The organism is Streptococcus cristatus, from assembly GCF_963529205.1.
GTDB classification, from domain to species: domain Bacteria; phylum Bacillota; class Bacilli; order Lactobacillales; family Streptococcaceae; genus Streptococcus; species Streptococcus cristatus_O.
The window spans coordinates 1-21247 of the sequence record NZ_CAURYF010000010.1 but is presented as its reverse complement, the minus strand read 5'-3'; the positions used below and the strand labels follow the sequence as shown (position 1 = coordinate 21247).

Annotated in this window: 23 protein-coding genes; 4 read left to right on the top strand and 19 right to left on the bottom strand. The window is 43.9% G+C overall.

Going from position 1 to position 21247, the window contains the following annotated elements; genetic code table 11:
• Positions 1-12: 12 nt before the first annotated feature.
• The 3 genes from yqeH to RWS39_RS03570 form a co-directional block, all read right to left on the bottom strand.
• On the bottom strand, positions 13-1119 hold the full coding sequence (gene yqeH, locus RWS39_RS03580) for a ribosome biogenesis GTPase YqeH (RefSeq protein WP_314480539.1): 1107 nt from the start codon (positions 1117-1119) through the stop codon (positions 13-15).
• 6 nt (positions 1120-1125) lie between these two features.
• The gene (locus RWS39_RS03575; protein WP_187423856.1) at positions 1126-1653 is read right to left on the bottom strand and encodes a YqeG family HAD IIIA-type phosphatase; all 528 of its coding nucleotides are present in this window, start codon (positions 1651-1653) and stop codon (positions 1126-1128) included.
• 184 nt (positions 1654-1837) lie between these two features.
• Positions 1838-2497: a hypothetical protein gene (locus tag RWS39_RS03570; protein ID WP_260471132.1), complete on the bottom strand. Its 660-nt coding sequence runs from the start codon at positions 2495-2497 to the stop codon at positions 1838-1840.
• Positions 2498-2693: 196 nt separating this feature from the next.
• Here RWS39_RS03570 and RWS39_RS03565 point away from each other — a divergent pair, with 196 nt between their 5' ends.
• On the top strand, positions 2694-3320 hold the full coding sequence (locus RWS39_RS03565) for a TVP38/TMEM64 family protein (protein ID WP_061911019.1): 627 nt from the start codon (positions 2694-2696) through the stop codon (positions 3318-3320).
• 50 nt (positions 3321-3370) lie between these two features.
• Here RWS39_RS03565 and lytR read toward each other — a convergent pair whose 3' ends face one another.
• The 5 genes from lytR to RWS39_RS03540 form a co-directional block, all read right to left on the bottom strand.
• Entirely contained in the window at positions 3371-4603 is a 1233-nt protein-coding gene (lytR, locus tag RWS39_RS03560; RefSeq protein ID WP_314480534.1) for a glycopolymer--peptidoglycan transferase LytR, read from the bottom strand.
• Between the two features lie 6 nt (positions 4604-4609).
• The gene (locus RWS39_RS03555) at positions 4610-5131 is read right to left on the bottom strand and encodes a GNAT family N-acetyltransferase (protein ID WP_314480532.1); all 522 of its coding nucleotides are present in this window, start codon (positions 5129-5131) and stop codon (positions 4610-4612) included.
• Complete coding sequence (gene tsaE / locus RWS39_RS03550) at positions 5124-5564, bottom strand: tRNA (adenosine(37)-N6)-threonylcarbamoyltransferase complex ATPase subunit type 1 TsaE (protein WP_314480530.1); 441 nt, start codon at positions 5562-5564, stop codon at positions 5124-5126. The genes RWS39_RS03555 and tsaE overlap by 8 nt, the downstream gene beginning before the upstream one ends.
• A 204-nt stretch (positions 5565-5768) precedes the next feature.
• Complete coding sequence (locus tag RWS39_RS03545) at positions 5769-7190, bottom strand: NCS2 family permease (RefSeq protein ID WP_015605350.1); 1422 nt, start codon at positions 7188-7190, stop codon at positions 5769-5771.
• A gap of 164 nt (positions 7191-7354) precedes the next feature.
• Positions 7355-7957, bottom strand: a complete 603-nt coding sequence (locus RWS39_RS03540) for a DUF1361 domain-containing protein (protein WP_314480528.1) — start codon at positions 7955-7957, stop codon at positions 7355-7357.
• Between the two features lie 164 nt (positions 7958-8121).
• On the opposite strand from RWS39_RS03540, the gene RWS39_RS03535 reads away from it, so the two are divergent.
• The gene (locus tag RWS39_RS03535; RefSeq protein ID WP_061911031.1) at positions 8122-8934 is read left to right on the top strand and encodes a Cof-type HAD-IIB family hydrolase; all 813 of its coding nucleotides are present in this window, start codon (positions 8122-8124) and stop codon (positions 8932-8934) included.
• 120 nt (positions 8935-9054) lie between these two features.
• Here RWS39_RS03535 and RWS39_RS03530 read toward each other — a convergent pair whose 3' ends face one another.
• From RWS39_RS03530 to RWS39_RS03515, 4 genes are read right to left on the bottom strand one after another with little or no spacing between them, the layout of a single operon-like run.
• The gene (locus RWS39_RS03530; RefSeq protein WP_314480524.1) at positions 9055-9921 is read right to left on the bottom strand and encodes a cysteine ABC transporter substrate-binding protein; all 867 of its coding nucleotides are present in this window, start codon (positions 9919-9921) and stop codon (positions 9055-9057) included.
• An 11-nt stretch (positions 9922-9932) separates the two neighbouring features.
• The gene (locus RWS39_RS03525; RefSeq protein WP_314480522.1) at positions 9933-10691 is read right to left on the bottom strand and encodes an amino acid ABC transporter ATP-binding protein; all 759 of its coding nucleotides are present in this window, start codon (positions 10689-10691) and stop codon (positions 9933-9935) included.
• Positions 10692-11369, bottom strand: coding sequence for an amino acid ABC transporter permease (locus RWS39_RS03520; protein ID WP_125447662.1), 678 nt, complete (start codon positions 11367-11369; stop codon positions 10692-10694).
• Positions 11329-12009 carry an amino acid ABC transporter permease gene (locus RWS39_RS03515; RefSeq protein WP_314480516.1) on the bottom strand — a complete coding sequence of 227 codons (681 nt, stop codon included), beginning with the start codon at positions 12007-12009 and terminating at the stop codon, positions 11329-11331. Before RWS39_RS03515 ends, RWS39_RS03520 begins: the two co-directional genes overlap by 41 nt.
• A 216-nt stretch (positions 12010-12225) precedes the next feature.
• Between RWS39_RS03515 and lctO the strand changes: the two genes are divergently transcribed.
• Positions 12226-13362, top strand: coding sequence for an L-lactate oxidase (lctO, locus tag RWS39_RS03510; RefSeq protein ID WP_314042881.1), 1137 nt, complete (start codon positions 12226-12228; stop codon positions 13360-13362).
• A 181-nt stretch (positions 13363-13543) separates the two neighbouring features.
• Here the strand turns inward: lctO and RWS39_RS03505 are convergent, their stop codons facing one another.
• The 7 genes from RWS39_RS03505 to RWS39_RS03475 all read right to left on the bottom strand — a co-directional run bounded on the left by RWS39_RS03505 (position 13544) and on the right by RWS39_RS03475 (position 20203).
• The gene (locus RWS39_RS03505) at positions 13544-13837 is read right to left on the bottom strand and encodes a helix-turn-helix domain-containing protein (protein WP_125373894.1); all 294 of its coding nucleotides are present in this window, start codon (positions 13835-13837) and stop codon (positions 13544-13546) included.
• Positions 13827-14192, bottom strand: a complete 366-nt coding sequence (locus tag RWS39_RS03500) for a type II toxin-antitoxin system RelE/ParE family toxin (protein ID WP_125373893.1) — start codon at positions 14190-14192, stop codon at positions 13827-13829. The genes RWS39_RS03505 and RWS39_RS03500 overlap by 11 nt, the downstream gene beginning before the upstream one ends.
• A 705-nt stretch (positions 14193-14897) precedes the next feature.
• A complete protein-coding gene (locus RWS39_RS03495) occupies positions 14898-15743 on the bottom strand; it encodes an aldo/keto reductase (protein WP_314480513.1) in 846 nt (281 codons plus the stop codon).
• An 11-nt stretch (positions 15744-15754) separates the two neighbouring features.
• Positions 15755-15943 carry a hypothetical protein gene (locus RWS39_RS03490; RefSeq protein ID WP_125388213.1) on the bottom strand — a complete coding sequence of 63 codons (189 nt, stop codon included), beginning with the start codon at positions 15941-15943 and terminating at the stop codon, positions 15755-15757.
• Positions 15944-16160: 217 nt separating this feature from the next.
• Positions 16161-17327 carry an N-acetylglucosamine-6-phosphate deacetylase gene (gene nagA / locus RWS39_RS03485; RefSeq protein WP_125406180.1) on the bottom strand — a complete coding sequence of 389 codons (1167 nt, stop codon included), beginning with the start codon at positions 17325-17327 and terminating at the stop codon, positions 16161-16163.
• A gap of 301 nt (positions 17328-17628) precedes the next feature.
• Positions 17629-19260, bottom strand: coding sequence for a Na/Pi cotransporter family protein (locus RWS39_RS03480; protein ID WP_314480511.1), 1632 nt, complete (start codon positions 19258-19260; stop codon positions 17629-17631).
• Between the two features lie 391 nt (positions 19261-19651).
• Positions 19652-20203 carry an LPXTG cell wall anchor domain-containing protein gene (locus RWS39_RS03475; RefSeq protein ID WP_314480509.1) on the bottom strand — a complete coding sequence of 184 codons (552 nt, stop codon included), beginning with the start codon at positions 20201-20203 and terminating at the stop codon, positions 19652-19654.
• Positions 20204-20291: 88 nt separating this feature from the next.
• Here RWS39_RS03475 and RWS39_RS03470 point away from each other — a divergent pair.
• Positions 20292-21247, top strand: a 956-nt coding sequence (locus RWS39_RS03470; RefSeq protein ID WP_314480506.1) for a hypothetical protein, incomplete at its 3' end; no start/stop codon positions are given.

Here is a 21247-nt window from a genome sequence, read left to right as displayed (position 1 = left end):
ATCCTACCTTTCTTAGATAATCGCCTTGCGCAAGACCACGTCCACTCCTTTTGGAGCCCAAGCCGCAACCTTGGCTCTGTCATTGACGCGAATCCAACCCAGACCAGAGAAGACGATATCTGTCTTGTCCTTGATGGTAAATTCATGCTTGACCAAGGCTGGAAATTCTTCCTTTTCCTTGCCAACTGGCGGCACTAAGAGACTGCCGACATGCTTGTCATAAAAGCCGCTAGCACCTTCCAACTTGGTCCGGTGGAGCTTAAGCTCATTGTCAAAATAAGCTGTGAAGCCCTGCTTGTCACCTGCCACAAAGTCAAAGCGACCTAAACCACCCAAAAAGAGAGTTTGCTCTGGATTGAGCTGATAGGTTTTGGGCTTGATTTCCTTTTTGGGGCTGACATATTTGAGATTCTTAGCAGAAAGATAGTGAGCCATTTGATGACGATGGATGATGCCTGGTGTATCATAGATATGACTGCCATCCGCCAAAGGAATCTCGATTTTATCCAGAGTCGTGCCTGGGAAGCGCGAAGTCGTAATGACATCCTTATCACCCGTAATTTCCTGAATGATGGCGTTAATCAGAGTGGACTTGCCCACATTGGTCACGCCAACCACATACACATCACGTCCCTTGCGGCAATGCTCAATCTTATCAATCAAGTCCTTAATAGCCTGCTTGTTTTGAGCAGAGGTTAGGACCACATCGACTGGACGCAGGCCTTCTTCGTGAGCCCGCTCCGTCAGCCATTGGGTCACCTTGCTATCCTTGACCGACTTAGGCAGAATGTCCTTTTTATTCCCAACCAAGAGCACATCATTTCCTGCGACAAAACGAGGCAGGCCGGGGATGACCGAGCCATTGAAGTCAAAAATATCGACAACATTGACGACCAAAGCGTCGCTATCTCCAACCTCATGCAGAAGCCGCAGAAAGTCATCATCCGTCAGCTGAACATCGCTGATTTCATTATAATGGCGCAGGCGGAAACAGCGCTGGCAATAGAGTTCGCCTGTCTCCAAGCCTTTTTCTAGAGCCGACTGGGGCGTATAGCCTAACTGGCTCTTGTCTTCTGTCTGAATAGTGGCTCCACAGCCGATACAGAGAAGTTCTTCCATTCTTTCTTAAATTCCTTTTTTGTATTGAATTGGGCCGTATTTTTCAGTGATTTTCTTGAGCACACGGCGTTCACGCGCCCGATTGATCTGGGTCTTGATAGAGTCATGCTCGACCAGCGGTTTGACCAAAATCGAACGAATCCCAGCCCGATGCGCTGCCCGAATATCCGTCATGAGCTGATCGCCCACCATGACCACTTCATTTTTTTCAAAATGAAAAAGCTTGAGCGCTCGGTCAATGCCCCAAGTGAAAGGCTTCATAGCCCAGTAGATATAGTCAATTTCAAACTTTTCAACAGCCCGCTTGACCCGTTTTTGATTGTTATTGGACACCACGATAATCCGAATGCCTGCATCTCGCAAATCATGAAGCCACTTCTTCATCTCTGGGGTTCCATCAGGATTATTCCAAGCAATCAAGGTGTTATCCAAATCCACCAAAACCGCCTTGATGCCCTGTCTTTTCAAACTCTCTACTGTCAAATCGTAAACCGCCTCGACCGCAAAGTCGGGCATGTAATCTTCAATCGCCACATCTCTCTCCAAAAATCGTATTCGCACTATTATAGCATAAAATGGGCTTTTTGGCACCTATAACCCCATTTCTTCCAAGAGCCATTGGGAGATTTTCCCTTCTCTATTCTCCAAATAAACGAAAACAGCTTCCCAAGCGGGAAGCTTCATTTTAAAATGGGCAAAATTCATGCTCATAAGACCACTATCTATTTTTTTCACTCTCTAACTTTTTTTCATAAAGTTTTTGAAGTTTAGAAATAATACCGGTAGCACCCTCTGCTTCATCTTTTTTTATGTGAAGAACCTTAGAAAATTTCTGAAAATCCTTCTCCTTAATACCTGGTGCAATGCGAATGTCAACAGATTCCCATTCACTATCTTTCTCTTCGTAACCTACTAAAGCAACTAAAAATGATTTCCCCTCTATATGACCACCTGAAAAAAAATACGCTGTAGCACTAAAAAGACCATCGTGATATTGAGGATTAGCTTCTGCAAACAGTATAACATCTTCTTTCTTAAGTTCTCCATCAACACTAGATAAGGGTTGCTCATCTTCAATCTGTAAGCTCATTTCTACTGGAAATAACCAAAAGGATTGGTTATAACTTGAATCTGGACTCATAATTTTGCCATAGCTATTCACAAACTCTGCGACTCCTCCCAAAAGGAACAAAGAGAAATAACTAACTATAAATAGTAAAGTACATTTTTTTTCGAAATATACGTTACAGATTAAGGAAGAAATAATTAAAAATAATACAAAGAAAATAATTGTATGAGGGTGAAAAAATGTTCTTATGAGATTCTCATATGCAATCTCCCACAGTTTTTGATGATATAAGTTTAGAAATTCTTCCACTATAACTCTCCTAACTCTTAGAATTTTTAGTCCGAGCACAAGCACTTTCCTTGATTTTTGAATACTCATAGATTATTGCTCGCTAGTCACATCATTATATCATCTTTCATACTTTTTAGCACCTATAGCTTCAAAGCTTACAAAAAAGGCAAAAGATGCTATAGTAGATATAAGAATAATTCTCTTGGAGGTGCCTATGGCAAGCAAGGATCGAGAAATGAAAACTGTTTCTCCCTTTTTGCAAAAAATCATCAACTGGTCGTCCATCATCGGAGCTGTGGGGACAGTGGCCTTTTGCATCTGGGCCTACTATGCAGGGATTCTCCAGTCCAAGGAAACCTTGTCTGCCTTTATCAAACAAGCAGGCGTCTGGGGACCACCTCTTTTTATCTTCCTGCAAATCTTGCAGACTGTCGTGCCCATTATCCCTGGTGCCTTGACCTCTGTTGCAGGCATCTTTATCTACGGGCATATCGTCGGCACCATCTACAACTATGTCGGCATCGTCATCGGCTGCGCCATCATCTTCTATCTGGCTCGCACCTACGGACCAGCCTTTGTCCAGTCCGTCGTCAGCAAGCGGACCTATGACAAGTATGTGGGCTGGCTGGATGAGGGCAATCGCTTTGAGCGTTTCTTTATCTTTATGATGATTTGGCCCATCAGTCCCGCTGATTTCCTCTGTATGCTAGCCGCCTTGACCAAGATGACCTTCAAAAAGTATATGCTGATTATCGTGCTCTGCAAACCCATCACCCTCATCATCTACACTTACGGACTGACCTATATTATTGATTTCTTCTGGAAATGGCTCGCAAAATAAGAACCACAGGCATTAAAAATCGCTCAAGCTATCAAGCTTGGGCGATTTGTTTATTCTGAAGATGCTGATGTTGCGGGGTGATCGGCAGATGATGCTGACGGTGTCGGAGCTGGCGTAGATGCAGGCGCAGAACTTGCTGGCGGTTCACTGCTAGCGCTCGGCTCAGGAGCGGTCGGTGTCGAACTACTATAGTTAGCACCGCCATAATTGCTCTCCGTTGGTTGATTGTAAATCGGCTGCTCGTCATGCTGATAAGTTGTTGAAGAGCTAGAATTAGAAGAGCGCAAGCTTCGGCCTCCCATCAGATCTTCATACAGTACGGCATTGGTTTTCAGAGTCTTAACTGAAGACAAGCCCAACGTTTTCCGAATCAGATTTTGCATTTCCAGCAAATGATCAGACGTAACCAGCTGATAGCTACCGCCATCAGCCAAGGTAGCATCTTCCCCGCGCAACTGTTCAGACTGAATGCTTCTAAAGGCGTCTTTGTAGCCCAATAACTGAGGGATACTTCCCGCATCCAACGCTACATTGGTCTGCATATTCTTGCTGACTGCTCGCAAAATAGCTTGATAATGACTGATACTATTAAGGCTGAGCACCTTCTCAACGACCTTTCGGATCACCTCACGCTGACGTTTCTGACGACCGTAGTCACCCTCTGGATCCTGATAACGCATGCGGGCATAGACCAGAGCTTGGTCTCCATTGATCAAATGCTTGCCTGGCTCGACAGTTGCAGTATATTCCGGTTCATTTTCTTCGATGGAAATCGGGAAATCAAAAGTATTGTTGACTTCAATACCGCCAACTGCATCGACTAGCTGAACCAGTCCTTGCATATTGATCATCACATAGCGGTCAATATGGATATTCATCATTTTCTCAATGGTCGCGATGGCCAATTCTGCACCGCCATAAGCATAGGCTGCATTGAGTTTTGCTTCTGTCGTTTCGCCATTTTCATCGATTTGAGTCAGAATATCCCGCTCCAAACTCATCATGACCGTCTTTTTAGTCTGAGGATTGACAGATAGGAGGAGCATGGAGTCGCTATTTCCCTTCCAGGTATCAGACCGCGAGCCGCTTCCTGTATCTACCCCCATCAGCAAAATCGTCAAGGGCTTGGTTTCCGCAATAACGTTCGTCTCATTCCCAAACCCCTTGTAAGTATGGGACAAGGCGTCCGTTGACTGATTGTAAATAGTCCAAGCATAGCCTCCTACTCCAATAGCTGTGACAAGCAACAGGCTCAAAAACATTCGTACAATTTTTTTAAACATATTTCATCAATCTATCAGTTTTCCCATCAGGTAAACATCTAGAAATATCCCTTCTCTTAAATAGGCCCCTCTTTTTTGCAGGCCTTCGATTTCAAATCCTAATTCTTTATAGAGATGAACAGCTCGTTCATTTCGAACCTGAACAGTTAGTTCCAAACGGCGAAGACTACTTCCATTTTCTGCCCAGTCCACAGCTTCTTCTAGCAAGATACGACCGAGGCCTTGATTCCAAAAGGCTTTTTTGACAACGATAAAGACTTGCCCAATGTGGCGAATCCGCTCATGAAAATCCGCTGTGATACTGACAATCCCAGCGATTTCATTATCAAGCAAGGCTAAGAGATAAAACTGATTATCCGACTCAGCTTGGCACTGAATGAACTGAGTCATCTGATCTTCATCCATCAAAATCCCAGCCTCATCCAAAGTCATGTAGTCTGACTCGGCTCCGACTTGATTTAAAAAGCGAATCAAGTCAGCGGCATCCGTCTTTTCTGCCTCCCGCAAGGCCAATTCAAACTCAGCCATGTAGCAATTCCTCCAGCAGTTCCTGAGAACGACGCCCTTGACTTTCAAAGACTAGCTCGCGGCCATCTTCTTTCTTTAGAAGGGTCAGCTTCAGATAATCATCTGGTAAACTCTCACCTAGCAATTCTCCCCACTCGATGACCGTAACTCCCTCACCAAAGAGAAAATCATCCAAATCAATCGAATCTGGATCTTCACCAATCCGATAGACATCTAAATGATACAGTGGCAATCGTCCTTCATACTCCCGAACAATCGTATAGGTCGGACTTTTGATCATCTGCTTGATGCCCAGACCTTGGGCTAAGCCCTTGGTAAAAGTTGTCTTGCCCGCACCCAAGTCTCCTGTCAAAACCAAAACATCTTGCTCCTTAAGCAAGCTTCCGAGACGCTGCCCCCATTTGATTAATTCTTCTTCATTATGACTAAACATTCTTTTATTATACCAGAAGATTTGCGTTTGCGCTCAATTTTCTAATAGAGGAAGCAAAATGTTTGAAAAAAATTAGATAGACCTCCAAATCTTTTATCGAAAACAAGCCACTCACTTCTATCAAAAAGAAACTAAGATCATTCACAAATATTTTTCTCGCATAAAAAAGAAGCTGGAAGATTTCCAACTTCTTAATACTGATTCTTAAGAAAGAGCCAGGCTGATAAAGTTAAGGATGAAGAGCAGGTTTAAGATCCAAATCATTGGATGCACATCCTTAGCTTGACCTTTGATAACTTTCACAAGAGCATACATGATAAATCCTGCTGCAATCCCGTTCGTGATACTGTAAGTGAAGCCCATGAAGATAGAGGTGAAGAAAGCTGGGACAGCTTCTGCCATATCATCCCACTGGATATTTTTCAGACTGCCAAGCATCATGATCCCAACAACAATCAAGATTGGTGCAGTTGCTGCTGTTGGAACGATTGCCAAAAGTGGACTAAAGAAGCTAGATACCGCAAAGCAGACCGCTACAACCAAAGCTGTCAAACCAGTCCGTCCGCCAGCTCCGATACCAGCTGCAGACTCTACATAAGTAGTAACGTTAGATGTTCCGGCGATTGCACCGATAGTCGTACCGATTAAGTCTGAGTACAAAGCCTTGTCCAAACCTTCTGACTCATGGTTTTCACCAGAGCTTGCGACGATACCCACTTTTTCACCAGTTCCGATCAAGGTACCGATAGTATCAAAAATATCAGTCAGAGAGAAGGCTAGGATAGCCATAAATGTTTGAGGCAGACGAGCCGTATCAGCAAAGAGAGCTCCCAAACCTTCTGGACCAACTGCCACCCCGAACACTTGTCCAAGTTCTTTCAGAGCTGTTGACAGATTGTGCTGACCGAAGTCAATCGCAGACAGGTTTACCAAGCCAACAGCAATCGCTACGACTGTTGTTGTAAAGATAGACAAGATAATGCCGCCTTTGATGCCCTTGATTACAAAGAAAACTGTAATCGCTAGACCAAGTAAAGCGAGTAAAACTGCTGGATTATTAAAATCAACTAATCCCGGAGTTGCAGCTGAGTTTGCTGTAATAGCAGCTTTGGCTTGGTCAGCTCCCTTACCGGCTACTACATAGTTGCCTGGATCGATTGAAAACTTCAACAGTCCGGCATTTTTAATCCCTACATAAGCTAGGAAGACACCGATACCAGCGGAAATAGCTGAACGCAAAGCTGATGGAATAGACTCGATAATAGCCTTCCGAATCTTGGTCAGGGTAATGAAGAGTGAGATCAGACCACAGATGAAGACCATACCCAGAGCCTCTTGCCAAGTATAGCCCAGACTAAAGACAACCGTGAACGTAAAGAAAGCATTGAGACCCATACCCGGCGCCTGTGCGTAAGGGAGGTTGGCATAAAAGGCCATCATGAGTGTTCCAGCAACAGAACCGATGATCGTAGCCAGAAAGACACCTTGAGCTGGCATACCCGTTTGCGACAGCATGGCTGGATTGACAAAGAGGATGTAGCTCATAGCAAAGAAAGTTGTTAACCCAGCGAGAACTTCCGTACGAACATCCGTACCGTGCTCTTTGAGTTTAAATAATTTATCCATTATAGATAATCTCCTAAATTGTTTTATGGCAACTGTATAAAAGAGAACTCCTTATTTTCTTTAAAACAGTGCTGCTTATTCGTTATTTACGAACAATACTATGATTATACTCAAAAACATTCACTTTTTCAAGTCCATTGCTCCAAAAATTACTTTAAAGTGTCTTATTTTTTATTCTCTCTGCTTAAAAAGAGCAAAGTCATGATTTGGATAAAGGTAAATCCAAGGATAAATACCAGACGATCCTTCTGAAAGGTCTCCAGTAGCTTTTGGACAACTAGCTGGGGCCGCGTCACCAGATCCCAGGAGTTGAGGCGGTCATAACGGCCGATATAAATGGCTAGACTCGACAGATAAGACAGAGCCGCAACTGCAAGCATATCCAACCACCAAGTCCACTTCCAGCGCTCACGCAAAATATTCCAGCTTTCAATCCCGCAGTAAATGCCAAATAAAATGCTCGGCACAAAAGCCATAAATAGGCGCATGCTAACAGGGTTCCACAGAGTATCTCCCACCCAAGTCATGTGCACCAAGTCTGTCAGCATATAAAAAGTATTAGGATAAAAGGCCAGCCAAACCACCAACAAAAGTGGATAAAGCCATTTCTGCTTCTTAGATATCGTCGTTAAGACAGCAGCGTCATAGGCAATTAAGGCCAGAATCATATTCCAAATCAGGTCTGGCCCCTGAGCCGTAATCCCCTGAATATACACGACAAATGCAATCAGTAGGAAAAAAATGTGAATTAAAATTGGTTTACGCATACAAGATCCTCCCCTTTACTTTAACTCTCTTCGCTCATAGACTATCAGCAGACATCTTTCGTCTTAGCTATTGAGAAAACATTATACCACAACTTGTGGCATTTATTCTTAATTCTGTTATAATAGTCTTTACAATACTTCGCGAGACTGTATGAGGAAAAAGAATGACAAAAAAAGTAATTGCCGTAGATTTGGACGGAACCTTGCTCAATTCTGAGAGTAAGATTTCTGATTTTACCAAAGAAACTATCCAAAAAATATCGGCTAAAGGACACAAGGTCATCATCACCACTGGCCGCCCTTACCGCATGGCTCTGGACTTCTATAAGGAATTAGAGCTGAATACTCCCATGATAAACTTCAACGGTTCTCTGACCCATATCCCTGAGAAAAGGTGGGAATTTGAGCAATCCTTGACCGTAGACAAGTCTTTCTTGCTGGATATGGTCCAACGAAAAGAAGAAATCGAAGCTGACTTCATCGCTGGAGAATACCGCAAGAAATTTTACATCACCAATACCAACGAAGAAATCGCAGATCCCAAGCTCTTTGGCATTGATAATTTTAAGCCAGAAAATCAATTTCAGGCCCAGCTGGTCACTAAAAATCCAAATGCTATCTTGCTGCAAACACATGCCACAGACAAATACGCTCTAGCCGAAGAGATGAATGCCTTTTACCAGCATGAACTCTCCATCAATACCTGGGGCGGTCCTCTCAATATCCTTGAGTGCGGCCCTAAAGGTGTTAACAAAGCCTTCGCCCTCCAGTACCTGCTCAATATCCTCAATGTCGATCGCAAGGACCTGATTGCTTTTGGTGACGAGCACAATGATACTGAAATGCTGGAATTTGCGGGAACAGGCTATGCCATGAAAAACGCCAGTGAAACCCTGCTGCCTTATGCTGACCAACAGCTTGAACTCACTAATGACCAAGACGGTGTAGCTCACAAGCTAACTGAGCTCTACTTATAGAAATCAAAACAAATCAAACAAACACAATTTGAACCGCACCTCAACTGCCAGACTCTTTCTGTCTAACTGTTGAGATGCGGTTCATTTTTTAAGGTAAATTTTTCTACTTAACCAACGCTTCTATTCTACTTTTCCACCTTCGACAACGAGGTCATCCGCTTTTGCAGCATCACCGTAGGTTGGGTGAAGAGTTTTTTCATAAGCTTTGTGGAAGAAGTTTTCCTTGCCCAATTTTTCAATGTCTTTATTGATGAAATCAAGCAACTCTTTGTTTCCTTTTTGGACTGCTGGTGCGATAGTATCTGGGTCACCGAGAGAAGAAATCCCCACTTCATACCCTTTATTTTCAAGAGCCCAAGCTAATACTTCGGTATTGTCAGTTGAAAAGGCATCTCCACGTCCATCCAAGAGAGCTTGATAAGCGTCACTGTATTGGTCATATTTTTGAAGTTTGACTTCTGGGTGATTTTTCTCAAAGTATGTTTCAGCAGTGGTTCCCTTGGTTACAATCAAGGTCTTGCCTTCAAGCTGTTTAACATCTGTAATGACAGCTTTCTTAGGAGATACAACACCCAGTGAAACCTTCATATATGGAAGGGCAAAGTCAACTTGTTTCTTACGCTCGTCTGTGACGGTAAAGTTGGCAAGGGTGATGTCCACCTTGTTAGAAATCAAGTATTCCGCACGGTTAGCAGCATCAACAGAAACGTATTTCACCTTAACACCGAGGTCTTTAGCCAACTGATTTCCCAGTTCGATGTCATAACCTTGGTAAGAACCGTCGTTGTCTACATAACCAAAAGGTTTCTTGTCTCCAAATACAGCAATTCGAAGTTCACCACTTTTTTTGATTTCATCAATGGTGCGAGCTTTGGCGGTAGTTTTGCCAGATGAAGAAGTAGCATTTCCGCCTGAGCCACAAGCTGTGACAAAGATAAGGGCAAAGGCAAGTGCCAAAACAGTTAAGAGTGATTTGAGTAGTTTCATAAGAATCTCCTTTATAAATATGAGCCAAATTGGCTGAAGTCAAAAACGTTTAAAAATTCTTGTGCTCGTTTGGTTTGTGGATTGGTAAAGAAAGAATGAGCCGTTCCTTCTTCAGCAATCTTCCCTTGGTCGAGGAAGATAATCCGATCTGCAATGGCTTGGGCAAACTGCATTTCGTGGGTCACCAAGATCATGGTACGACCTTCTTGAGCTAGGTCGTTGATGAGTTCAAGGACCTCACGTACCATTTCGGGGTCCAGAGAAGCTGTCACCTCGTCAAAAAGGATAATTTCTGGATGCATGAGCAGGGCACGAACAATGGCAACCCGTTGCTTCTGTCCACCAGACAATTGGCGAGCGAAGCTGTGTTGTTTATCGAGCAGTCCGACGCGTTCCAATAATTGTAGGGCTTCTTCCGTCACTTCTTTCTTATCCCGTCCTTGTGCTTTGATAGGACCTAAGATAAGGTTCTGCAAAACGTCCAGATGGGGAAAGAGTTCATAACTTTGAAAGACCATGCCAATCTTTTGACGAACCAAGTGAAAGTCTTTCTGGTTTCCAATAATGGACTGGCCATCCAGAAGAATATCTCCACCCTGAATGGTTTCCAAGCCATTGAGACAGCGAAGGAGGGTGCTTTTCCCACAACCAGATGGTCCTAGAATAACCACTACTTCCCCTTTTTTGATTTCTAGGGAAAGTCCTTGGAGGATGGGATTGTCTCCGAAGGATTTTTTTAGATCCTTGATTTCTAATATGGTATCAGACATTTAGTTCCTCCAGTGTTTTTCTAAGTGAGTGGATAGCTTGGAAATAGGGAAGCAAACTGCGAAATACAGAACCAGTATGGTGCCGTAAATCCAAAAGGAGGCGGTTGGAATGGTCAAACGATTGCTATCGATGATTTGCTGCCCTACTTTTGTGACTTCAACAACCCCAATCAAAACAACTAGAGAAGTCGTTTTAATCATCCGAGTGACCAAGTTGATGGCCTGCGGAAGCAGTCTTCTCAAGACCTGCGGGATGATGATATGGTAGTAAAGTTGGAAGGTCGTTAAGCCCAGCGCCTGTCCGCTTTCAAACTGATGTTTAGGAAGGGAAGTGATAGCTCCGCGCACCAAATCTCCCATCTCGGCCGTTCCCCAAAGGGTAAAAACGATAACGGCAGATGTTTCTCCCGATATATTGATATTAAAGTTTCGAGCCAAACCGAAATAAACAATGAAGAGCAGCACCAGCTGGGGCATGATGCGGATAAATTCTAGATAAAAGCGTGTCAAAAAACGAACGACTCTAGAATGAGAGGTCATGATGATTCCCATGACCGTACCGAAAATCATGGATAAGAGAACAGAGAGGATGGAAATACCAATCGTAACTCCCAATCCCTGTATAATCCGCAAAAGATTATTTCCCTGAAAGAGTACTTGTATTCCCGAATCCTGCATGGCGGAGCCTCCTTTCTATCCAACTGAAGAACAATGATATAGGTAGGAGCATGATAAGATAGGCCACTACCAACATAGCCAGTGCAATGTCTGTCTCATAGTAAAGCCCAATCAAGTCCTTGGCAACATACATGAGGTCGGCTAGAGCAACTGCAGAAAAAACTGAGGTTTCCTTTATCAAGAAAATTACATTGGCACTGAAGGACGGCAGAGCCACTGCTGTGGCTTGTGGCAAGACCACGTAGCGAAAAACTTGAACGGGTGTCAGACCGATCGCTAAGCCAATCTCATGCTGGGTTTGACTAACTGCTTCTAGCCCGCTTCGGAAGGATTCTGCCATATAAGAGCCTCCTAAAAAGATGAGACCAAGGGTGGCGCAGACCTCTGAGGAAAGGACAATCCCAATCCGAGGAAGCCCGAAGTAGAGAAAGAAGAGTTGGATCAAAAGAGGCGTATTTCGCGACAATTCAATATAAGCTGTGGCTAGCTGTGCCAAAACAGGGATACGATAATGCCGGATAATACTAACAAGTAAACCAACTAGAAAAGCTCCCAAAATGCCCCAAATTGCGATATGAAGGGTTAGAAAAAATGCCTTTTGATATAATGGTAGATATTGTTCAACAATGGACCAATCCAAAAGAGAACCTCCCATCTAGGAATAATACAGCTATTGTAGCACTAAAAGACATGTTTGGATAATATGTATTTTCTATCACAATGATAAAAAATATTTATCGTCTCTATTACAATCTGAAACTTCCAGACAAAATTTTTGAAAATGACATGAAAAAGAGTTAAGATGTTCCTGTAAATCAAAAAAGTAAACGTTTACTTTTATCAAGGAGGACATTTTATGTCATACAAAACAAGCAATGCCGAAGGCCCTGTGGATTTTATCAATACCTATGATCTAGAGCCTATGGCGCAGCAAGTCATTCCTAAAGCTGCTTTTGGCTACATCGCGAGTGGAGCTGAGGACACGTTCACTTTACGCGAGAACATTCGAGCTTTTAATCATAAACTCATTGTTCCTCATACGCTCTGTGATGTGGAAAATCCAAGCACTGAGATTGAATTTGCTGGAGAAAAGCTGTCTTCACCAATCATCATGGCGCCTGTTGCAGCCCATAAATTAGCAAATGAGCAAGGGGAAGTCGCTACTGCGCGTGGTGTACATGAGTTTGGCTCTCTTTATACAACCAGCTCCTACTCCACTGTTGACCTTCCAGAAATTTCTCAAGCCCTCCAAGGGACTCCACACTGGTTCCAATTTTACTTCAGTAAAGATGACGGGATTAACCGCCATATCATGGATCGTGTCAAGGCAGAAGGCTACACAGCCATTGTCTTAACTGCGGATGCGACTGTAGGGGGCAATCGTGAGGTCGATAAGCGCAATGGTTTTGTTTTCCCAGTTGGCATGCCGATCGTTGAAGAATACTTACCCGAAGGTGCTGGTAAGTCCATGGACTTTGTTTACAAATCAGCTAAACAACGCTTGTCCCCACGAGATGTTGAGTTTATCGCTGAATACTCAGGTCTCCCTGTGTATGTCAAAGGTCCTCAATGCCGTGAAGATGTCGAGCGTTCGCTTGCCGCAGGTGCTTCTGGCATCTGGGTAACCAACCACGGTGGTCGCCAAATCGACGGTGGACCAGCTGCCTTTGACTCACTTCAAGAAGTTGCTGAAGCGGTTGATAAACGTGTGCCGATTGTCTTTGACTCTGGTATTCGCCGTGGCCAACACGTCTTTAAAGCCTTGGCTTCAGGAGCAGACTTGGTAGCCATTGGACGTCCTGCTATTTATGGTTTGGCTCTTGGTGGTAGCGTCGGTGTTCGCCAAGTCTTTGAACACCTAAATGCTGAACTAAAAACCGTCATGCAACTATCTGGAACTCAGACCATCGAAGACGTCAAACACTTCAAACTACGTCACAACCCATACAACCCAACCTTCCCAGTTGACCCTCGTGATTTGAAATTGTATTGATAAATAAAATAATTTATAACAATTTATAATGAAAAACCACACCCCAAAAGTTAGACATAAAATCTAACGATTGGGGTGTGGTTTTTAATCAGAGTGTATCTAAGCTGGCTCTATGGCATGGATTAGACAAAGCCTCTGGTAAGTTTGACTTGTTTCTCTAATATTTATTTCTTACTTTCTATTAAGCCTTTTCTTGCTCTAGTGGGACGACGACTAGGGTCTTGCCAAGGCTTGCTAATACTTTCAATACCGTATCCAATTGAGGGTTGGTCTTTCCTGTCTCCATTCGAGCGATGACAGGTTGACTGACCCCACTGAGTTCTTCAAGCTTCTTTTGGCTAATGCCTTTTTCATGTCTGGCCTCGATCAGCTCTGTCATAATCGCTACCCGCAGATCACTTTCTAGGATTTCTTCCTTGGTGAAAAGCTCTGCTCTTGCTTCTTTCCAATTACTACCGATGGCACTATTCTTCATCTTTTAGCCCTCTTTCTTTCAAATCTTGCAACTCTCGTTTGGCTTTCTCAATTTCCCGTCTAGGTGTCTTCTGCGTCTTTTTAACAAAATGATGCAGTAAGACAAAGCTTCCATCTATCCAAGCCACAAACAAAACCCGATCCCGTAAGGGTCGTAATTCCCAAATCTCTGCCTCTAGATGCTTGATGTAGGGCTCACCGGCACGAGTTCCCTGTTGACTCAAGAGCTCGATATAGTCATTGAGCTTGTTGAGTTTGATCCGGCTATCCTTGCTATTGAGACTAGCCAGCTCCTTCATATAGTCCAAAACTGGTTGATTCCCATGTTTATCTTTATAAAAATAAATAGTGTGCACAAAGCATCCTCTTTTCGAATTTATTATAACTCAAAAACTATCGAAAGTAAATACTTTTAAGTTATCAAATACTGATAAGCCCCTTTTGAAATATTCAAAAGGGACTCATTTATATAATTCGAAAATAGCGCCCTTATTGGTGCAATGAGGACAGTATTTATCTTTGTGAGAACTAATAAGATTAGCAAGGTTAGCGAAATAGACAACTATGCTTTGTAACCATATTTTATCAATACTTTTGTTTTAAACCTATGATAAAAAATCATAACTTCCGATTCGGTATAACTGCAATAGCAATACCCTTATAATCCTCAAAAGAACCTATAAAAACTAATTCTTCTTTTCAAGAAACTATAGTCTCTTGAGAGACCCTCATCTGGCACTTGTTTTTGACGACAAATGACCGAGGGGCGATGGTTCTTATAAATCGAAATGAAAAGAGGATTCGAGGCCTAGATTGCAATGATTCTATAGGAAAAGTGGCCGGCCGAGGCCTAGATTGCCATAATTCTATAGTAAAAGTGGCCAGCCGAGGCCTAGGTTGCCACGAAACTATAGGAAAAGTAGCTGGCCGAGACCTAGAATGCCAAGAAACTATAGGAAAAGTGACCGGCCGATGCCTAGGTCACTATAAAACTTCATTAAAGACTAATAACTAAGATATCGAGTAGCTTGATTTCAACTCAACTGATACACATCAGAGATCTAAAAATCCATCCCATCTGGATTAGGTGCTCCACCTTCCAAACCGCTGATATTTTTAAGAATTTCTAGGTCAGCTGGACTCAGTTCGATGTCAAAGCAGTCGAGATTGCTAGCAATCCGACTCGGAGTGACTGACTTAGGCAGGGGTAGAAAGCCTTCTTGTAGGCTCCAAGCTAGAGCGATTTGGGCAATGGTCTTGCCATACTTATCTGCTATCGCCTGCACAGCTGGATTTTGAAAGAGTTCGCCCTGGCCAAATGGTCCCCAAGCTTCAAGTAGGATATCATGAGCACGGCAGAAGTCCACTGCCTCTGTCTGATAGACACCTGGCGCTAGGCGGATTTGATTGACAGCCGGAATGATGCGCGCTGTTTCCAGCAGAGACTCTAGGTGATGAGGCAGGAAATTGCTGACGCCGATCGCTCGGATCTTACCAGCTTGGTAGAGGTCTTCCATAGCCCGCCAAACTTCTGCATTGCGCTTTTGCCAAGCTCTATCTTCTCGTAAAGGCTTAGGATTTGGCCAGTGGATAAGGTAGAGATCCAGATAATCCAGCCCCAATCGCTCCATAGAGCTGTCAAAGGCTTCCATGGCCTCTTCATAAGTGTGCTTGCTATTCCAGAGCTTGGTAGTGATGAAGAGCTCCTCACGTGGAATGCCGCTGTCTTTAATTGCCCGACCGACACTCTCCTCATTCTTATAGATAGCTGCTGTATCAATATGGCGATAGCCAGCCTTAAGGGCGGCCAAGACTGCCTGATAAGCCTCTTCTCCGTCCTGAGCCTTCCAAGTACCAAAGCCCAAGACTGGGATCTTGACGCCATTGTTAAGAGTATAATTTTGCATATCTGTTCTCCTTATTTTTTCTTTCTTTTGGACAATTTTGGCTTAAAGATATTTTCCTTGGTTGGAGCCATGCCTCGGCTGAAAAAGCTGTAAATGATAAAGGCCAGCCCAGCAATAAATATCAAGAAACGATGCAGTAATAATCCAAAGAAGAGGAACACCAAGCCCATTCCCATAAATTTATAATCAATCTTTTTCATCCTGTCCTCCTCATTTGTGATAACCCTATTATAACATCTTCTCTTTCATTGAGAAAGCCCTACCATCTGTTAAGAAAAATTTCTCAGAGACTTTCTAGTTGCGCCAACCATTCTAGCTTTGCCCAAGTCCCTCTAGCAAAACCTAGGGACAAAGCAGCAGCTCCACATTAAAAAGGACAGGTTACCCCATCCTTTCTAAAAATATAAGGAGACTCAATTAAAGAATACTGGAGGCAGCTTCAAAGCGCTTTTCGCCATCCAGATAAGTAGCAACCAGCTCCAAATCCTTGTCCAGCACGATAAAGTCGGCATCATAGCCTTCCTTGATCTGGCCACAGACATCGTCAATGTGGACGGATTTTGCTGGGATGAGACTGGCCATCATGACTGCTTGGTGAGGATTTGCGATGCCCCACTCAACCACATTTTTCAGACCGTCTTTGAGCTGCAGGATAGATCCTGCTAGGTTACCAGTCGATTTGAGACGAGCTGTGCCATTGGCTACCACCACTGGAAATTCTCCCAGCATGTAGTCGCCGTCTTCCAGCCCACCTGCAGTCATACAGTCTGTGATGAGAGCTACATGTTCATGACCCTTTTGCTTGAGCAAAATATCACAGGCCTTAGGATCTACGTGGTGGCCATCACAAATCAACTCTGCGTAAGTGTGAGGCAGCTCGTACATAGCCCCAACCATACCTAGTTCACGGTGGGTCAAGCCTCGCATACCATTGTAGGCATGCACCCAGACACTGGCTCCTGCTTCCACTGCTGCCTTGGCTTCGTCATAGGTCGCATTAGAGTGCCCCAAAGCGACTGTCACGCCTTCATCAGTGATGGTGCGGACAAATTCTTCCACGCCCTCGCGCTCAGGTGCCAAAGCAATCTTATTTAGCAGGCCATTGGCTGCCTTTTGCCAAGCACGAAATTCATCCATACGAGGGTCCTTCATGTAGGCTGGGTTTTGGGCACCCTTGTACTTTTCAGTGAAGTAAGGCCCTTCAAAGTAAAGACCACGAATCTTGGCACCACTTGCTTCTTGATAGCGCGCACCAATATTCTCCGTCACAGCTAGGAGTTGCTCGTAAGATGATGTCAGCGTGGTCGGCAAGAAACTAGTCACCCCAGTCGTCAAAAGCCCTTCACTCATGGTATGGAGGGTACCTTCGATGTTATTGTCCATGACATCGACCCCACCAAAACCATGGATATGTGTATCCACCAGACCTGGTGCGACAGAGTAGCCTGTGTAATCCACTACTTCCGCATCCGCAGGGACTTCCTGTACTAATTTTCCAAATTTTCCATCAATCACTTCTAAAAATCCACCCTTGCGAATCCCTTGAGGATAGAAGAACTGATCGGCTTTTATATACTTAGGCATTTGACTGCCTCCTCTTGTTCTATTTCTATTGACTCTATTATAACGCTTTCTATTTTATTTGTAAATGGTCTATACCTCTTTTTTAGAAAAATTTATTATATTATTTAAATCAAGAAAAGAGAGTGGGACAGAAATCGGTCATTCGTTAGAATTCGATTTCGTCGTCCCACCTCCGCACAGTTGAGTAGGGCTGTAAAAGCTGATGAAATCAGCGTAGTAGAGCCCACTCAACCACTGCGTCTTGCTCGACAATCCAAAGAAAATTGAGAGGCTAGGACTTTTGTCCCAGCCTCTTTCTGTCTTAAATTTGTTCCATCTGTACTTTCTCAGCCAAATTCATGGCGTGGTCAGCAACTCTGGTATAGTGGGAAATAATATCGATGAAGTTGACCCCAGCCTGAGGCGTACATTCTCCCTTGTTGAGACGGGCAATGTGAGTCTTGCGCAAGCTGCGTTCTAGCTTGTCAATAGCTGTATGCTTAGCTTCTAAAGTGTTGGCCAATTCCACATCATTTGTTTCCACAGAAGTCAAAGCTTCTTTGATAAAGTCCAAGGTCAGTTGATAAATGTTTTCCAACTCTGCTAAGGCAGCTGGTGAAAATTCCACTTTCTTACGGTGCAAGTAGTCTGTCAAATTCAACAAAGCTTCTGAGTGGTCACCGATTCTCTCCAAATCACGACTAGAGTCCAGAATGCTAGTCAAGACTTCACTCTCTTTTGGATTGAGCTGCTGACCAGAGAGGACAATCAGGTAGCGAGTCAATTCATCATCAATGGCATTGATAGCTTCCTCAGTCTTATGACCCTTCTCAGCTGATTTTTCTTCGTAGTTAATAATATAATCATAGGCCAATTCGAAAGATTTAGCCGCGTAGCCACCCAAGTGAAGGAGTTCCTTTTTAGCATTTCCCAAAGCCAGTGATGGCGCTTGGTCAATCAAAATCGTATCAAGGTAAAGAGATTCGTATTTAACAGTTTCATCTTCACCCGGAATCAACTTGGTAACCAAATATGCTAAAAAGCCAATAAAAGGAAACTGGATAATGGTATTGGTAATATTAAAAGTCCCGTGGGCAAAGGCAATGGTCATTTCTGGTGACAAATGCAAGGCTGTCTCAAACCACTGAATCAGCGATGTAAAAGGCAGCAGGAAGAGCATACAGATGACTGTTCCCACAACGTTAAAGGCCACATGGGCTCCAGCGACACGCTTGGCTGCGATATTAGCCCCCAAGGAAGCAATAATCGCTGTAATCGTCGTTCCGATATTGTCACCAAAGAGAACTGGTAAAGCTCCTTGCAAGTCAATGAGATTGCTGGCATAGAGATTTTGCAGAATCCCAATGGTCGCCGAAGATGCTTGAATGAGCAGAGTCAAGCCTGTTCCGACAAAGACACCCAAGACTGGATTTTTACTTAGCTGAACCATGTAATCTCGGAAGACTTGCAAGTCTTTGAGAGGCTCCATGGCTCCACTCATGAGATTGAGGGCGAAAAAGATCCCGCCGACACCAAAGAGGATGCGCCCGACATTGTTCACTGAGCGATTCTTAGTGAAAAAGAGGCAAACCGCACCTACAAAGAGCAAGGGCAGGGCGTAGTCACCCAACTTAAAACCAATGATGAAAGAGGTCACGGTCGTACCGATATTGGCCCCCATGACAATCCCGATAGCCTGACGCAGGGTCAACAGCCCCGCACTCACCAGACCGACAGTGATTACTGTCACACCTGAACTAGACTGGATCAGGGCTGTCATCCCGATCCCAACTAGCACACCTAAAAAAGGATTGCTCGTGTATTTATCAATGAAATAGCGCAGGCGGTCTCCCGCTGCCTGCTGCAAGCCGTCACCCATCATACGAATACTGTACAGGAACAGCCCCAAGCCTCCTAAAAAGCTAAATATAATTTCTTGCCAATTAATGGACATTTCTTTTCCTCCGAAAAATAAATAGCGGATAATCTCCTATACTATTTTAAAACATCCAGCCTAATCTCACAAGCCTTTTCTGAAAAAGAATCGAATTATTTTTTGCTCATTTTGAAACTTTTATTCTTATCACACTCAAGAGCAAACCAGAGCAAGTGACAAGGCCCGCTCACTACAAGAAAAGACAAGCAGGAAGAGCTAAATATTTTGAAATTTAGCTTGGTTCACCACTTTCTAGGATCAGGCTTAAAAGATAGAAATTATCTCAGTTTATTTCAGCACGATTCACATTCCACGCACACAAAGATTAAAAATCCCAGATAGCCTATGACTATCTGGGATTTGCTTTCCATCACTAAAATGTTGTTATCATTTTAGCTGGGTTTTAAGATTAGTCTTCCAAATTGACATCAGATGCTGATTCTTTCTTCTTTTTGTTCTTGAGAAAGGCTGATGCCCAAGTTGCTATTCCTAATCCAAGCGCTGCTAATGGATTATTGGCAGTTCCTGTATTTGGTAAAGCTTTAGTGTTTGGAGTAACCTTGACTTTTTCTGGTTGTGCAGGCTGTGGCTTAGGTGCTTGAGAATGATTTGTAGCACTAGATACAGATGCACTTTCAAACAGACTAGTAGAGATGCTTGCGCTATCACTCAGTGACACACTCGCGGATGTGCTCAATGAAGCAGAGACACTCATGCCCAAGTAGGCACTTGTTGAAAGTGATTCGTCAGAGATAGCATGGCTGGCACTGATGGAGCCTGAAATGCTTGCACTTGTACTCAATGAAGTAGAGATAGACTGACTATCACTTACAGAAGCTGAAGTACTTGCACTTACAGATGTAAGGTAGCTTGGCAGGTTAAACTCTGGCTTAGACTCGCTGGTTGGATCACCCATGCTATAGCTGAATGAGTTTGACTCCTGTGACACACTTGTACTCAAGCTGCTTGAAAGGCTATCGCTAAGTGATGTAGACGTACTTACACTTGCGCTTGCTGACTCTGACGCACTGACTGAAGCCGATACGCTGGTGCTTAAGCTTGCTCTTGCTGATAGAGATTCGCTTACGCTCAGCGATGCCAAATCATTTTCACTTGCCAAAGCAGACGCGCTAGCGCTCAATGATACTGAAGCGCTCTCGCTTGCTGAGGCTGATTGGCTACTGCTTACAGAAGATGATGCACTCTCGCTTGCTGAGATTGAAGCACTTAGGCTTGTGCTCAAACTTGTACTTGTTGAGTCAGACTCACTGATTGAAGCACTGTGGCTGGTGCTCAAACTCATACTTGCTGAATCTGAGGCACTGATTGAAGCACTTTGGCTCGTACTCAAACTTGTACTTGCTGAATCTGAAGCGCTAATTGAGGCACTGAGGCTGGTACTCAAGCTTGTGCTGGCTGAATCTGAAGCGCTAATTGAGGCACTGAGGCTGGTACTCAAGCTTGTGCTTGATGAATCTGAAGCGCTAATTGAGGCACTTAGACTTGTGCTCAGGCTCGTGCTTGCTGAATCTGAAGCACTAATTGAGGCACTGAGGCTCGTGCTCAGGCTCGTACTTGCTGAGTCGCTTGCACTGATTGATGCACTTAGACTTGTGCTCAAGCTGATGCTTGTTGAGTCTGAAGCACTGTGTGAGGCACTGAGGCTTGTACTCAAGCTGATGCTTGATGAATCAGACGCACTGATTGATGCACTTAGACTTGTGCTCAAACTTGTGCTTGCTGAGTCTGAAGCACTGTGTGAGGCACTGAGGCTTGTACTCAAGCTGGTGCTTGTTGAATCTGAAGCACTAATTGAGGCACTGAGGCTTGTACTCAAGCTGGTGCTTGCTGAATCTGACGCACTGAGTGAAGCACTTAGACTTGTGCTCAAACTTGTACTTGTTGAATCTGACGCACTGATTGATGCACTTAGACTTGTGCTCAAGCTGATGCTTGCTGAATCTGACGCACTGAGTGAAGCACTTAGACTTGTGCTCAAACTTGT